Here is a 13,727-nt window from a genome sequence, read left to right as displayed (position 1 = left end):
CGGCAGAGCCGGATTGCGGAAATCAGAAGCCAGCCGGTTGCGACGCTGCAAAGTCCTGAAACCCAAAGGTATTGAGCAGTGTAGGGCATTTTCAGTCACGCTCCTCCTGACCGCACCAGATACAGGCCTGCCCACATGACCACGAATCCAGCGAGAACGATCAGCAGCAGCCGGTTCATGCGGCGCCGCATGGCTTGGGTTTCCTCGTCGCGCGCGACGTTCGTGTTGGTGACGGTGTGGAACATCATCGCGTTGCGCGGAAAGCCGCTGCGGTTAGTGAGGTCAGGCGAGCGCGCCTCGATGCGATAGCTCAGCCGGATCGCCTGGATGAAGATCGCCAGCATCACTAGAGCCTTTCACGTTTTGACGGAAGCGTATCCGGCGTTTGCGAAGTAGTTCTTGCATTCGCCGGGTTCGATGGTGGCGACGAGGTGGCCGATGTGGCGCCAAGTGTCCTCGACGGTGCGCTTCTGGGCTTGGCGCATCCAGTGTTTGATCTTGGCGAAGGCCTGCTCGATCGGATTGAGGTCCGGGGAGTAGGGCGGCAGGTACCAGAGCCTGGCGCCGGCAGCCTTGATCATCTGCCTGATGGCCGCCGACTTATGACTTCCGAGATTATCCACGACGACGATGTCACCGGGCCTCAGCACGGTGACAAGCTGCTGCTCGACATAAGCACGGAAGCATTGGCCGTTGATTGGTCCGTCGAAGACGCAAGGTGCCGCGAGCCGATCGCAGCGCAACGCGCCGAGGAAGGTCAGCGTGCGCCAGTGGCCGTGCGGAGCCAAGCCGCGCAGCCGCTTGCCCTTCGGCCCCCAACCTCGCAGCGGAGCCATGTTGGTCTTGATCCACGTCTCGTCGATGAAGACCAGACGCGCCGGATCGAGGCGACCCTGCCACGACCTCCAGCGCTGGCGGCGACGAGCAATGTCGGCACGGGCCTGCTCAAGGGCGAATAGCGTTTTTTTTGAAGCTCAGGCCCTCGCGCCTCAAGAACATCCAGACCGCATTGTGCGAGACCATCACCCCGCGTGCGGCCAACTCATCCTTCAGCCGATGCAGCGTCAGATCAGAGGTCTGGTTGATCCGCTCCACGATGAAAGCTCGATGCGGCTCCAGAACCCGCTTGCGGTGCCCGCCCATCTTGCCCGGCGCAACCGAGCCGGTGGCGCGGTAACGCTGCGACCACTTCACCACCGAGGATACTGCGACGCCAAAACGCGACGCCACCACACGGCAGCTCTCGCCGGTGCCGACGGCTTCAACAACACGTTCACGAAGATCGTTCGAAAGGGCTCGTGTCATCAGACGCTGGCCTCCGTCCAGCCAGTATCTTGAATCACAAACCAGCTGCTTTGGGAATCCTATGATTCTCTCAAAATATGAACTGCTCTAGCGCCCAGACGCCGCACAGAAGATAGAATGCCCCGCCCGCCATTCCCTTACCTCTCGTATTTCTCGACCTTCTGCTCAATGGCGCCGAAGATCGAACTTCCCGCCTTGTTCTTCATCTCGATGCGCACTGTGTCGCCGAAGCGCAGGAACGGCGTTTTGGGTTCGCCAGCTTCGATGGTCTCGATCATGCGCAGTTCGGCGATGCAGGAATAGCCGGCGCCACCTGCTGAGACAGGCTTGCCCGGCCCGCCGCCCTGCTTGTTTGACACGGTGCCGGAGCCGATGATGGTGCCGGCAACCAGCGGTCTTGTTTTCGCGGCATGGACGATCAGCGCCGGAAAGTCGAAGGTCATATCGATGCCGGCGTTCGCCCGGCCGAACGGCTTGCCGTTGAGATCGGCGAGCAGCGGCAGACTGACCTTGCCGCCATCCCAGGCATCGCCCAATTCGTCCGGCGTCACCGCGACCGGCGAGAGGGCCGACGAAGGTTTGGACTGGAAGAAGCCAAAACCCTTGGCGAGTTCAGGTCCGGTGAGGCCACGCAGCGTCACGTCGTTGACCAGCATGACCAGCCGGATTGCGGCTTTTGCCTCGTCGAGGCCGGCACCCATCGGCACGTCGTCGACGATCACGGCGACCTCCGCCTCCATGTCGATGCCGAATTCCTCATCCGCCATGCGGATCGGATCGCGCGGCGGAACGAAGCTGTCGGAGCCGCCCTGGTAGATCAGCGGATCGGTCCAGAAGCTGGCCGGCATCTCGACGCCACGCGCTTTCCGCACCAACTCGACATGGTTCACATAGGCCGAACCGTCGGCCCATTGATAGGCGCGCGGCAGCGGCGAATGGGCGTCATGTTCGTGGAAGCGCGCCGAAGGTACCGCATTGTTCTCCAGCGATTCCGCCATGGCGGCAAGATGCGGCGCGATGCGGCTCCAGTCGTCGAGCGCGGCCTGCAGGGTGCGCACCAGAAACGAGGCATCGGTAAAGCGCGTCAGGTCACGCGAGACGACGACAAGTTTCCCGTCGCGCGTCCCGTCCTTCAATGTGGCAAGCTTCATGCGGTTTCCTCTCCTACTGCGGCTTCGGCGCAGCTTAAGCCCACAACAAGGGCGTCGCGGGCAATCGTCAAGTCGCCAGTCCAAGTTTTCCTGACGGCGGCGATCCAATCGGCTTCGCCGACCTCCGGATCGTCGGCCGGAATGAGGTGATTGAGCACAAGTCTTTTCACACCGGCGTCGCTGGCGATGCGCCCTGCTTCCTCGGCAAACGAATGACTTGCGAGCAGGTGTTCCCTCAGCCGCGCGCCGTTGCCGGTTTTTGCGACCAGCCGCTCGATGCCTTGCTCCAGCATCGCCTCGTGGACAAGAATGTCGGCGCCCCTGGCGAAACCGGCCAGCGGCGGGAAGAACGCCGTGTCGGCGGAGAAGACGACGCTTCCGCCGCCATGCTCGAAGCGCAACGCAAAACAGTCGGTCACCGGCGGATGGTCGACACGCAGTGCCGTGACCTTCAGACCGCCCTCCTCCAGAACCAGGCCTTCGCCGAACTCGACGACCGAAACCAGCTCGCGGATATCCGGCCGGCCTTCGTCGACGATGCGGATCTCGATGTCGAACGCCATCGCCTGGCAAAAATGCTGCCAGATGTAGCCGGTGCCGGGTGGTCCGAAGACCTTGACTGGGTTCGCCAGGCCGGCTGTCCAGGCGGTGTGGATGAGTGGCCCGAGTTCCAGAACATGGTCGGAATGCAGATGCGTGATGAAGATCAGGTCGAGCGCCTTCAGGCCAATGCCGGCATCGACCATTCCGCGAGTGATGCCGAGCCCGCAGTCGACGACGATGGTTCGACCGCCGAGTTCCAACAATGACGAACTCGGCCATGGTCCGCCCGGCCGCAGTGCTGGGCCGCCCTTGGAACCGAGAAGCACCAGCCGATTGCTCATTGGGTGAGCCTCAAGACCAGTCGCCCTCCGGCGTGCCATTGAAACGCTTCTTCAGATCGGCCCAGCAGTCGATGTAATTGTCCTGCCGGGTTTCCAGTTCGGCGCCGTAGCGGGTCAGCATCTGTGGGAATCGGGTCTCGAACATGAAGGCCATGGTGCTGTCGAGCTTGACCGGTTTCAGCTCGGTACGCGAGGCCTTTTCGAAGCCAGGGGCGTCAGGGCCGTGGGCCAGCATCAGATTGTGCAGGCTGATGCCGCCAGGGACAAAGCCCTCCTCTTTGGCGTCGTACTGGCCGTGGATCAGGCCCATGAACTCGCTCATGATATTGCGGTGGTACCAGGGCGGCCGGAACGTGTCTTCCGCCACCAGCCAACGTGGCGGGAAGATGACGAAGTCGATGTTGGCGGTGCCTTCCTCGCCGCTCGGCGCTGTCAGTACGGTGAAGATCGACGGGTCAGGATGGTCGAACAGGATGGCGCCGACAGGCGAAAAGGTCGCCAGATCGTATTTATAGGGCGCGTAATTGCCGTGCCACGCCACCACGTCGAGCGGCGAATGGCCGATCTCGGTGACATGGAAATTGCCGCACCATTTGACGATCAGCCGGCACGGCGTCTCCTTCTCCTCGAACCAGGCGCAGGGCGTCTTGAAATCGCGCGGATTGGCCAGGCAATTGGCGCCGATCGGGCCGCGGTCGGGCATCGTCAGCTTGGCGCCGTAATTCTCGCAGACATAGCCGCGGACTTCCTTGTCGACCAGCTCGACCTTGAACACCAGACCGCGCGGCAGAACGGCGATTTCGCCCGGCCGGAGCTCGATGACGCCCATTTCGGTGACGAAGCGCAGCGCACCCACCTGCGGCACAATCAGCAATTCGCCATCGGCGTTGAAGAAATGGTCATCGACCATCGATTGGTTGGCGACATAGACGTGTGCAGCCATGCCGGTTTGGCCCAGCACGTCGCCGGCCGTGGTCATGCTGCGCATGCCCTGAATGAAATCGGTCGGCTCCTTCGGCATCGGCACCGGGTTCCAGCGATACTGGCCGAGCGCCAGTTCGTGGTCGCCGACATTGGGGGCGGTCTTCCACAGCGGATAGCTGGCCGGTTTGAAGCGCCCGGTGTGCCTGACGCTCGGCCGGATGCGATAGAGCCAGGAGCGCTCGTTTGTTCCGCGCGGCGCGGTGAAGGGCGAGCCCGAAAGCTGTTCGGCATAGAGACCATAGGCCGGCCGTTGCGGAGAATTGCGCCCCTGCGGCAGCGAGCCGGGCAAGGTTTCGGTTTCAAAATCGTTGCCGAAGCCCGGCATGTAGGAAAAGGCCATCGCTTCCTCCCGGATTGACCAAATTGGTTTCATTTGTAACCATTGAAAATGTAACTATCAATGCCGCGCAGGCGCTGCCTCGGATTATGAACCATGGAACAGGAAATACTTGAACTCGAAAGCTTCCTGCCCTACCGGCTGTACCGTCTTGCCGATGCGGTCAGCCACGAATTCTCGAAGATCTACAAGGATCGTCACGGCCTGACCCGGCCCGAATGGCGCACGCTGGCCGGGCTCGGGCAGCGTGGCACGATGACCGCGACGGCGCTCGGCGAACAATCGGCCATGCACAAGACCAAGGTTTCGCGCGCCGTCGCCGAACTCGAACGGCGGCGCTGGCTGACGCGCACGCCGGATGAGAACGATCGCCGCGTCGAGCATCTGACGCTGACCAAGGCGGGGCTTGCCGCCTATCGCGAGATGGTGCCGCTGGCGGAGGCGTTTGAAAGGGATTTGCTGGGGAGGCTTGGTGCGGAAGACCGGGCGGCGATCGTCCGCGGGGTGGTGGCGCTGGAGGGGACCTTATCCGCACCGTAGGTCCTTCACACCCCCCGATCTCCCCCCTTGCGCGGAGATGGCCGACAGGCCAGAGGGAGGTGCTGTCCCGCCAACGTCTCTAATCGGCTACCAGTCCATCACCACCTTGCCCGAACTGCCGCTGCGCATCGCATCGAAGCCGGTCTGGAAATCGTCGATGCCGATGCGGTGCGTGATCAGGCCGGAGACGTCGAGTGGGCCTTGCACCAGGGCGATCATCTTGTACCAGGTCTCGAACATCTCGCGGCCGTAGATGCCTTTGAGATGGAGCATCTTGAAGATGACCTTGTTCCAGTCGATCTCGAAGCCGGTCGGCGCGATGCCCAGAATGGCGATCTTGCCGCCATTGTTCATGGTGTCGATCATGTCGCGGAAGGCGGGAGCCGCGCCCGACATTTCGAGGCCGACATCAAAACCCTCGGTCATGCCGAGCGCCGGCATCACGTCGCGCAGCTTTTCCTTGGATGCATCGACAACATGCTGGACACCGAGTTTTTTCGCCAGCGCCAGCCGCACCGGGTTGATGTCGGTGATGACGACTTTCCTGGCACCGACGCATTGTGCGACAAGCGCGCCCATGATGCCGATTGGCCCGGCGCCGGTGACCAGCACATCCTCGCCGACCAGGTCGAAGGACAGTGCGGTGTGGACGGCATTGCCTAGTGGATCGAAGATAGCGGCGATCTCGTCCGGCACGTCATCCGGGATCGGCACGACATTGTGCTGCGGGATCGCCAGATACTCGCCGAAGGCGCCGGGGCGATTGACGCCGACGCCGAGCGTGTTGCGGCACAGATGCCCCCTGCCCGCCCGGCAATTGCGGCAATGGCCGCAGACGATGTGGCCTTCGCCCGACACGCGCTGGCCCACCTTGTACTCGGTGACCGCCGCACCGAAATCGGCGACGGTGCCGACGAATTCATGGCCGGTCACCATCGGCACCGGCACGGTCTTTTGCGCCCACTGGTCCCAATTGTAGATGTGGACGTCGGTGCCGCAGATCGCCGTCTTCCTGACCTTGATCAACACGTCGTTGGGGCCGATCTCCGGCACCGGCACCTCCTCCATCCAGATGCCTGGTTCGGCCTTGGCCTTCACCAGCGCCTTCATCATGTTCGACATTCTTTGTCCCTCGAATCCCTTGATCCGGAATCGCTTTCGGCGACTCAGGAGATGACACCCAGCTCCTTGCCGACGGCGCCGAAGGCTTCCACCGCGCGGTCGATGTCGGCGCTGGAATGGGCGGCCGATATCTGCGTGCGGATGCGCGCCTGGCCCTTCGGCACCACCGGAAACGAAAAGCCGATGACATAGATGCCGCGCTTCAGCATGCGCGCAGCCATCTCTTGCGCCAATGCTGCATCGCCCAGCATCACCGGAATGATCGGATGATCAGCGCCGGCCAGCGTGAAACCGAGCTTGCCCATCTCGGAGCGAAAGCGCGCGGCATTGTCGTAGAGGCGCCGGCGCAGCGCATCACCGTGGCGGATCATGTCGAACACACGGATCGAGGCACCGGCGATCGCCGGCATCAGCGTGTTGGAGAATAGATAGGGCCGCGAGCGCTGGCGCAGCCAGTCGACCACTTGCCTCTTGCCCGACGTATAGCCGCCGGAAGCGCCGCCCAGCGCCTTGCCGAGCGTGCCGGTGATGATGTCCACCCTGCCCTCGACGCCGCAATGTTCGGCCGAGCCGCGGCCGTTCCTGCCGACGAAGCCGACCGCGTGGCTGTCGTCGACCATCACCATGGCGTCGTATTTGTCGGCGAGGTCACAAACGCCCTTCAGATTGGCTATGATGCCGTCCATGGAAAACACGCCGTCGGTGGCGATCAGCCGGAAACGGGAATCCCTCGCCTCCTTCAGTCGCGCCTCCAACTCGCCCATGTCGTTGTTGGCGTAGCGGAAGCGCTTTGCCTTGGACAGCCGCACGCCATCGATGATCGAGGCGTGGTTGAGCGCATCGGAGATGATGGCATCCTCCTCGCCGAGCAGCGTCTCGAACAGGCCGCCATTGGCGTCGAAGCAGGAACCGTAGAGGATGGTGTCGTCCATGCCGAGGAAGGCGGAAATCGTGGCCTCCAGCTCCTTGTGCTCTTCCTGCGTGCCGCAGATGAAGCGCACCGAGGCCATGCCGTAGCCATAGCGGTCGAGCGCCTGCTTTGCCGCCTCGCGCAGTTCGGGACTGTCGGCGAGACCGAGATAGTTGTTGGCGCAGAAATTCAGCACCTTGTCGCCGCCGACCTCGATCTCGGCTGATTGCGTCGAGGCAATCACCCGCTCGGATTTGTAGAGGCCAGCCGATTTCAGGCCTTGAAGCTCGCTGTCGATGTGGGAAAGGAATGCCGCGCTCATGGTCAGTCCCTGTTGAGATCGATCGGGACTGTCGCCCCGCGCGGCTGAAAAATCCATCGCAAAAGCGACGGCTTCGGTGGCGCCGCGCAAGCGCGACGGCAATCCATTGTGACAATCAGGCGACGATGAACTCAAATGCAGGGCTGCCGCTAAAGAACATGATAACCATTTTGGCAGCTTTCCATCCCTGCCCTTTCGGTCAGCGTCATCGTTTCCGCACCTGTTAACCCTTTCAAGCCAATGGTCTCCTCGCCAGGTATTCACGGCAGGAATCCGTCGACCGGAGGGGGTCACCTAGAAATGTCGCAGCAGCCAGTGCATAGCGTGTCGCGCAAGCTGATACTGCTGATCAAGAGCGGCTATTGGCTGGCGCTGCTGATCATCGCCACCATGGTGATGGCCTCCTTCATCCTGCTGCAGCAGATGATGGCGGCCCAGCAGCACAACGACGCACTGCTGAACATCGTCAGCACGCAGAAGGCCCTGTCGCAGCGGATCGTCTTCCTTGCCGGCGCAACGGGCGCCGCCTCGCGCGACAAGCAGCCGGCCCTGGTCGCCGCACTCAAGCAGGCGACCGCCGAGTTCGAGACGAACTACGACCTCCTGCTTGACCAGACGGGCGCCGATCCGATGTCGCCGGCCCGCTTCGATCCGAAATCGATCGAGAATGTGCTGTTCGCCAAACCCTTCCACCTCGACTATTTCTCGGTCGAGCTGATCGCCAACGGCGAACGCCTGATCTCATCCTTCGAATCGAAGCTGGCAATCAGCGGCGAGGGCTACAAGGGCAACGCCGAGCGCGTCAATCTCGACGCCTCCGTCGCCAATGCCACGCTGTCGGGCTATGCGGCCCTTGGCCAGCGCATCAGCACCTATGCCAACGAGCGCTCGGGACAACTGCTCGATCTCCACCGCACCCTGTTCTTCGCCACCATCGGCGTCATCGTGCTGGTGGCGCTGTTCATCTTCCGGCCGATGTCGAACGCAATCCTGCGCAAGACGCGTGAGCTGGTCGACGCGCGCAACTCCATGGCCTTCATCGCCGTGCATGACGGGCTGACCGGCCTGCACAACCGTACTTTTCTCACCGACCATTTCGACACGCTGATCAAGGGCGCGCACCGCCGGCGCGAGCGGCTGGCCGTGATCCAGCTCGACCTCGACCGGTTCAAGCAGATCAACGACACGCTCGGCCACGCTGCCGGCGACTATGTGCTGGTGGTCACCGCGCAGCGCATGCGCGATTCCTGCCGGGCATCGGATCTGTGCGCGCGCCTCGGCGGCGACGAGTTCGTGATGATCCTCAACGGCGCCGGCAGCACCGAGGACATCCATATGCTGGGCATGCGCATCCTGGAGCAGATCAACGAGCCGATCATGTTCCAGGGCACGACCATCCTGCCGGGCGCCAGCGGCGGCATCGCCGTCTATCCCGTCGACGCCGACAATGCCGAGGACCTGCTTGTCCATGCGGATCTGGCGCTCTACTCCGCCAAGAAGCTCGGCGGCGGCAACTTCTCGTTCTTCTCCGAGGAGCTCAGGCGCGAACTCGACTACCGCAAGCAGCTCGAGCACGATATCCGCACGGCGATTGCCGACAAGGCGTTCGAGGTTTATTTCCAGCCGCAGGTGTCGCTGACTAACGGCACGATCAGCGGCATCGAAGCGCTGGTGCGCTGGAAACACGCAGTTCGAGGCATGATCTCGCCCGGCGAATTCATTCCGGTCGCGGAGAAATGTGGCTTCATGCCGGAGATCGGCCGCATCGTCATCAGCAAGGCAATCAACGAAGCGGCCGAATGGGACCGCGCCGGCATCGCCTTCGGGCGGCTTGCCGTCAACGTCTCCGGCACCGAGCTGCGCGAGCCGGACTTCGACAAGTTCCTGTTCGACACGCTGGAGAAGGCCGGCCTGGCGCCGCAGAAGCTGTCGCTGGAGATCGTCGAATCCGTCATCCTCGACGACGAGAAGACGGGCATCGCGGCGAAGCTCCGGCAAATCCGCGCCGCAGGCGTCCATCTCGAGCTCGACGATTTCGGCACCGGCTATGCCTCGCTCAGCCACGTCAACCCGAACGAGATCGACCGGCTGAAGATCGACCGCCGCTTCGTCCAGAACATCAACGAGAACGGCGACAATTCCAAGATCGTGCGCGCCATCACCGAGCTGGCGCGTGGCCTCGGCATTTCGATCGTCGCCGAGGGTGCGGAGACCGAAGCCGAGCTCGACTCGCTGATGGCGATCGGCTGCGACCAGGTGCAGGGCTATTCCATCGCCTTCCCGATGCCGCAGGACAAGGCGCGCGAATGGCTGATGGCGCGCCGCCCGAAGAAGGCCCGGCTGAAGGTGCTGCAGGGAAGCCTCGCTTAGGCACGCTTCCGCGCTCCAAGCTTGACAAGCCGGCACCGAGATGGCGGCATCCGGTGATCGCAAACGCGCTGAAACTGCGCCACTACGCCTTTTGGCTCGATCCCGGGATATGGCGCTGAGGTGGCAACCGGAACGCGCTAGCCGGCCGCGTCAGCAACATTTGCCCTGAGAGCCGCCAACACCTCAGCAAACTCTGCCAGCCTGTCGTCCGGCAATCCCACTCTCAGTTGCTTGTCGAAGGCAAGTGCTGCGGTGCGCAATGTCTCGAACAGCGCTTCGCCGGCCGCGGTCAGCGCCACCTGGTGAACCCGGCGGTTCTCCGGATCGCGGCGGCGCGTCAGCAACCCTTGCGCTTCCATGGCGTTGAGATGGTGGGTCAGCGTCGCACCCTGGATGCCGATCATGCCGGCAAGCTCGCGCTGGTTGGCAAGTTCGCGCGACTTGACCGACAGTAGAGTGACCCAGACCGGCAGCGTGCCGCCGGCCTCGACAAGCGCTGCGTCAAAGGCCTGCGCCACCAGCTTGGCGGTGCGGGCGAGGTTCATTCCGACGGGCGGACGGTCAAAAGGCGTCATGATTCGACACTAGTGCATCAAACGGATCGGTGAAACTCGACTCATGCATTGACATCGAACCGTTCGATATCTAACTTTTTGTCGACCGGCGGGGCAAAAAGAGGAAATGCGGTCATGCAATATATCTACATTGTCGTCCTCGGCCTTCACGTCATGGCCGGCGTGTTCTGGGCAGGCACCACCATAGCTGTCGGCCGTGACCCGGACATTCGGGCGGAGCGGTTCTTCCGGCCGCAAATGGGCGCGGCGGGTCTCGTTTTCCTGACCGGCATACTGCTCTGGTACTTCTTCCACGAGGGGGTTTTCGGCTCGATGGAAAAGGTACTGGCGCTGGGCATCGTGACGGCGCTGATTGCCGCTGGCGTGCAGGGCGCGCTGGTGGGCGCCGCCAGCAGGCAGCTTGCCGGCGCTGACCAGGCAGCGGAAAGCCAGTTGCGTGCGAAGATGACAAAAGGCGAGCGCATTGCCGGAGGGCTGCTTGTCATCACCGTGCTCTGCATGGCCACCGCCAGGATGTTTTGACCCCCACGACAGAGATCGCGTGGCGCCGGCGCCAAGCCGGCACCGCGCGCGGCGCGCACCGGACCAACGCGGCAGGTGGCTCTCCCTGCGAAGGTTCGGTTGCGCGCCACCATTCTTGCCGGACTGTCTGTTAGATCCGTAAGCCGAACCTAATGCCGTCGTAGATGGCGGCGTGGATGTTGCGTGAGGCGACAGCATCGCCGATGCGAAACAGCACGAAACCGCCTTCGGGATTGCGCCTGGGGAAAATGTCGCCACCGCTGACCAGCCGCTCGTAGTCGACCGCGCCGCCGTTCCGCGACAGCGGCTTCAGCGTTAGATAGAGGTCGTCGAGGGGTGCGGTGCCGTGCTCGACCACCACCTGGTCGACGCGGCGCTCGCCGCGCCACCCTTCAGCAAAATCCGAAGCCAGTTCAGCGATCAGTTGGTTGCCCTCGCGCCGCACCGAGCGCAGCCTGGTGTTGATGGTGATGGTGACGCCCTTTTCCTGGAAGGCGCGCATATAGGGAACGTGGTTCAATCCGCCCATTTCCGGAGCAAAGAAGCGCTCCGGCGAAACCAGCTCCAGCTTCGAACCGGCGGTCGCGATCAGTTCGGCCGCGCCCATGCCCTGATGGCCGCCATTGTCGTCATAGAGCAGCACGTTTTCGGCCGGCTTGACGGCGCCCGCCATGATGTCCCAGCTCGATGTGACGAGATTGTCGCCTGCCGTCAGCGGCGGATTCTGCGGCAGGCCGCCGGTGGCGACCACCACGACATCGGGCGACAGTGCCAGCACGTCGTCCTTCTCGGCCCAGGTGTCGTAGCGGATGTCGACGCCAAGCCTTTCGAGTTCGGCCAATCGCCAGTCGATAATGCCGATCAGCTCCTTGCGGCGCGGGTTCTGCGTCGCCAGCCGCACCTGGCCGCCAGCTTGGCTCGAGGCTTCGAGCACCGTCACCTTATGGCCGCGCTCAGCGGCGACGCGTGCCGCCTCCAGCCCGCCGGCGCCGGCGCCGATTACGACCACCTTGCGCTTCGGCCCCTCGGTCCTCGGTATGATGTGCGGGATCTCGGCCTCGCGGCCGGTCGCGGCATTGTGGATGCACAGCGCCTCGCCGCCCTCGTAGATGCGGTCGAGGCAATAGGTGGCGCCGACGCAAGGGCGGATCTCGTGCTCGCGGCCCTCCATCACCTTCTTGATGATATGCGGATCTGCGATGTGGGCGCGGGTCATGCCGACCATGTCGAGCTTGCCGGTGGCGATGGCATGGCGCGCCGTGGCGACGTCGGAAATGCGCGCCGCGTGGAAGGTCGGGAACTTCGTCGCCGCCCTCACCTCGCCGGCGAAGTCGAGATGCGGCGACGAGCGCATGCCGGCCACCGGGATGACCTTGGTCAGCGCCGCATCGGTTTCGATCGAGCCGCGAATGATGTTGAGGAAATCGACCTTGCCGGAGCCGGCCAGGCGCCTGGCGATCTCGACGCCTTCGTCCTTCGACAGGCCTTTTTCAAAATCCTCGTCGGCAACCATGCGGATGCCGACAACGAACTTGTCGCCGACCGCGGCCCGCACCGCGTCGAGCACCATGCGAGTGAAGCGCAAGCGGTTGTCGAGCGAACCGCCGAACTCGTCATCGCGCTGGTTGGTGGCCGGCGACCAGAAGCCGTCGATCAGATGACCGTAGGCCTCGAACTCGATGCCGTCGAGGCCGGCGGCCTGGCAGCGCTGGGCGGCCGACGCATAGTCGGCGACGATGCGCTCGATGTCCCAGTCCTCGATGGTCTTGGGGAAGGCGCGATGCGCCGGCTCGCGCACCGGCGAAGCCGACAGCACCGGCAGCCAGTCGGCCTTGTTCCAGCCGGTCCGACGGCCGAGATGCGTGATCTGGATCATCACCTTGCAGTCATGCTCGTGGCAGGCATCCGCCAGTTCCTTGAGCCAGGGCACGATCCTGTCGTCATAGACATGCAAATTGCCGAAGGCGGCCGGGCTGTCGCGCGAGACGATCGCCGAACCGGCGGTCATGGTCAGCGCCATGCCGCCCTTGGCCTTTTCGGCGTGGTAGAGCCGGTAACGCTCCTTCGGCATGCCGTCCTCGGAATAGGCCGGCTCATGGCTTGTCGACATGACCCGGTTCTTCAGCGTCAGGTGCTTGAGCTGGTAGGGCTGGAGAAGCGGATCGTTGCTGGTCATCGTCTTCCTACTGATTCATTTTGTGCTAATGAGCGGCAAAATCCAACGAGGCAACCGCCCATGACCATCACCAAAGACCTTACCCAGCTCGGCGCGCACGTCGAGACGCCACAGAGCCCCGAAGCAGCGGTGCTGGAGACCGTGCCGTTTTCGCGCGGCGACGGCCCGCCGGCCATCGTGCGATTCGTCTGCCCGGAATTCACCTCGCTCTGTCCGGTCACCGGACAGCCGGATTTCGCCCATATCGTCATCGACTACGCACCCGATACGCTCCTGGTGGAATCGAAATCGCTGAAACTGTTCATGACCTCGTTTCGCAACCATGGCGCCTTCCATGAAGAATGCACCGTCATGATCGGCCGCCGCATTGTGGCCGCGACAAAGCCCCTGTGGTTGCGCATTGGCGGCTATTGGTATCCGCGTGGCGGCATTCCGATCGACGTGTTCTGGCAAACCGGCGCTCCACCAGAAGGCAGCTGGCTGCCCGACACGGGTGTCGCGCCCTATCGCGGGCGGGGATGACGGCATG

At 63.2% G+C, this 13,727-nt stretch carries 13 protein-coding genes; 4 read left to right on the top strand and 9 right to left on the bottom strand.

Annotated features, from left to right (window positions below):
* Positions 1–95: 95 nt before the first annotated feature.
* The 5 genes from ACSQ3Z_RS27680 to hmgA form a co-directional block, all read right to left on the bottom strand.
* Entirely contained in the window at positions 96–344 is a 249-nt protein-coding gene (locus ACSQ3Z_RS27680; protein ID WP_436174456.1) for a hypothetical protein, read from the bottom strand.
* Between the two features lie 12 nt (positions 345–356).
* A protein-coding gene (locus tag ACSQ3Z_RS27675) for an IS630 family transposase (RefSeq protein ID WP_436174455.1) occupies positions 357–1,305 on the bottom strand; the annotation gives its coding sequence in 2 pieces (ribosomal slippage) (positions 357–968 and positions 970–1,305; 948 coding nt in all).
* A gap of 137 nt (positions 1,306–1,442) precedes the next feature.
* Positions 1,443–2,456: a fumarylacetoacetate hydrolase family protein gene (locus ACSQ3Z_RS27670; protein WP_436174454.1), complete on the bottom strand. Its 1,014-nt coding sequence runs from the start codon at positions 2,454–2,456 to the stop codon at positions 1,443–1,445.
* Positions 2,453–3,340, bottom strand: coding sequence for an MBL fold metallo-hydrolase (locus tag ACSQ3Z_RS27665; protein WP_436174453.1), 888 nt, complete (start codon positions 3,338–3,340; stop codon positions 2,453–2,455). Before ACSQ3Z_RS27665 ends, ACSQ3Z_RS27670 begins: the two co-directional genes overlap by 4 nt.
* A gap of 10 nt (positions 3,341–3,350) precedes the next feature.
* Positions 3,351–4,664: a homogentisate 1,2-dioxygenase gene (gene hmgA / locus ACSQ3Z_RS27660; RefSeq protein ID WP_436174452.1), complete on the bottom strand. Its 1,314-nt coding sequence runs from the start codon at positions 4,662–4,664 to the stop codon at positions 3,351–3,353.
* A 93-nt stretch (positions 4,665–4,757) separates the two neighbouring features.
* On the opposite strand from hmgA, the gene ACSQ3Z_RS27655 reads away from it, so the two are divergent.
* Complete coding sequence (locus tag ACSQ3Z_RS27655; RefSeq protein ID WP_436174451.1) at positions 4,758–5,201, top strand: MarR family winged helix-turn-helix transcriptional regulator; 444 nt, start codon at positions 4,758–4,760, stop codon at positions 5,199–5,201.
* A gap of 87 nt (positions 5,202–5,288) precedes the next feature.
* Here the strand turns inward: ACSQ3Z_RS27655 and tdh are convergent, their stop codons facing one another.
* A complete protein-coding gene (tdh, locus tag ACSQ3Z_RS27650; RefSeq protein ID WP_096456834.1) occupies positions 5,289–6,323 on the bottom strand; it encodes an L-threonine 3-dehydrogenase in 1,035 nt (344 codons plus the stop codon).
* Positions 6,324–6,367: 44 nt separating this feature from the next.
* Positions 6,368–7,555 (bottom strand): glycine C-acetyltransferase, encoded by a 1,188-nt coding sequence (locus ACSQ3Z_RS27645; protein ID WP_436174450.1) that lies wholly within the window; start codon positions 7,553–7,555, stop codon positions 6,368–6,370.
* Between the two features lie 300 nt (positions 7,556–7,855).
* Between ACSQ3Z_RS27645 and ACSQ3Z_RS27640 the strand changes: the two genes are divergently transcribed.
* Complete coding sequence (locus tag ACSQ3Z_RS27640; RefSeq protein ID WP_436174449.1) at positions 7,856–9,925, top strand: putative bifunctional diguanylate cyclase/phosphodiesterase; 2,070 nt, start codon at positions 7,856–7,858, stop codon at positions 9,923–9,925.
* 137 nt (positions 9,926–10,062) lie between these two features.
* Here the strand turns inward: ACSQ3Z_RS27640 and ACSQ3Z_RS27635 are convergent, their stop codons facing one another.
* Positions 10,063–10,500, bottom strand: coding sequence for a MarR family winged helix-turn-helix transcriptional regulator (locus tag ACSQ3Z_RS27635; protein WP_436174448.1), 438 nt, complete (start codon positions 10,498–10,500; stop codon positions 10,063–10,065).
* A gap of 114 nt (positions 10,501–10,614) precedes the next feature.
* On the opposite strand from ACSQ3Z_RS27635, the gene ACSQ3Z_RS27630 reads away from it, so the two are divergent.
* Positions 10,615–11,022 carry a hypothetical protein gene (locus ACSQ3Z_RS27630; protein WP_436174447.1) on the top strand — a complete coding sequence of 136 codons (408 nt, stop codon included), beginning with the start codon at positions 10,615–10,617 and terminating at the stop codon, positions 11,020–11,022.
* Between the two features lie 130 nt (positions 11,023–11,152).
* Here the strand turns inward: ACSQ3Z_RS27630 and ACSQ3Z_RS27625 are convergent, their stop codons facing one another.
* Positions 11,153–13,198, bottom strand: a complete 2,046-nt coding sequence (locus ACSQ3Z_RS27625; protein WP_436174446.1) for an FAD-dependent oxidoreductase — start codon at positions 13,196–13,198, stop codon at positions 11,153–11,155.
* 60 nt (positions 13,199–13,258) lie between these two features.
* Between ACSQ3Z_RS27625 and queF the strand changes: the two genes are divergently transcribed.
* The gene (gene queF / locus ACSQ3Z_RS27620; RefSeq protein WP_436174445.1) at positions 13,259–13,720 is read left to right on the top strand and encodes a preQ(1) synthase; all 462 of its coding nucleotides are present in this window, start codon (positions 13,259–13,261) and stop codon (positions 13,718–13,720) included.
* Positions 13,721–13,727: the final 7 nt, after the last annotated feature.

This window comes from Mesorhizobium sp. LjNodule214 (assembly GCF_964252735.1).
In the GTDB taxonomy this organism is placed as follows: Bacteria; Pseudomonadota; Alphaproteobacteria; order Rhizobiales; family Rhizobiaceae; genus Mesorhizobium.
This window is presented reverse-complemented; position numbering and strand designations above follow the sequence as displayed.

Excerpts from the sequence above, each read along its gene's own strand:
- ACSQ3Z_RS27680 (WP_436174456.1), bottom strand. The coding sequence starts at position 344 with ATGCTGGCGATCTTCATCCAGGCGATCCGGCTGAGCTATCGCATCGAG.
- hmgA (WP_436174452.1), bottom strand. The coding sequence starts at position 4,664 with ATGGCCTTTTCCTACATGCCGGGCTTCGGCAACGATTTTGAAACCGAA.
- ACSQ3Z_RS27665 (WP_436174453.1), bottom strand. The coding sequence starts at position 3,340 with ATGAGCAATCGGCTGGTGCTTCTCGGTTCCAAGGGCGGCCCAGCACTG.
- tdh (WP_096456834.1), bottom strand. The coding sequence starts at position 6,323 with ATGTCGAACATGATGAAGGCGCTGGTGAAGGCCAAGGCCGAACCAGGC.
- ACSQ3Z_RS27670 (WP_436174454.1), bottom strand. The coding sequence starts at position 2,456 with ATGAAGCTTGCCACATTGAAGGACGGGACGCGCGACGGGAAACTTGTC.
- queF (WP_436174445.1), top strand. The coding sequence starts at position 13,259 with ATGACCATCACCAAAGACCTTACCCAGCTCGGCGCGCACGTCGAGACG.
- ACSQ3Z_RS27635 (WP_436174448.1), bottom strand. The coding sequence starts at position 10,500 with ATGACGCCTTTTGACCGTCCGCCCGTCGGAATGAACCTCGCCCGCACC.
- ACSQ3Z_RS27655 (WP_436174451.1), top strand. The coding sequence starts at position 4,758 with ATGGAACAGGAAATACTTGAACTCGAAAGCTTCCTGCCCTACCGGCTG.
- ACSQ3Z_RS27630 (WP_436174447.1), top strand. The coding sequence starts at position 10,615 with ATGCAATATATCTACATTGTCGTCCTCGGCCTTCACGTCATGGCCGGC.
- ACSQ3Z_RS27625 (WP_436174446.1), bottom strand. The coding sequence starts at position 13,198 with ATGACCAGCAACGATCCGCTTCTCCAGCCCTACCAGCTCAAGCACCTG.
- ACSQ3Z_RS27645 (WP_436174450.1), bottom strand. The coding sequence starts at position 7,555 with ATGAGCGCGGCATTCCTTTCCCACATCGACAGCGAGCTTCAAGGCCTG.
- ACSQ3Z_RS27640 (WP_436174449.1), top strand. The coding sequence starts at position 7,856 with ATGTCGCAGCAGCCAGTGCATAGCGTGTCGCGCAAGCTGATACTGCTG.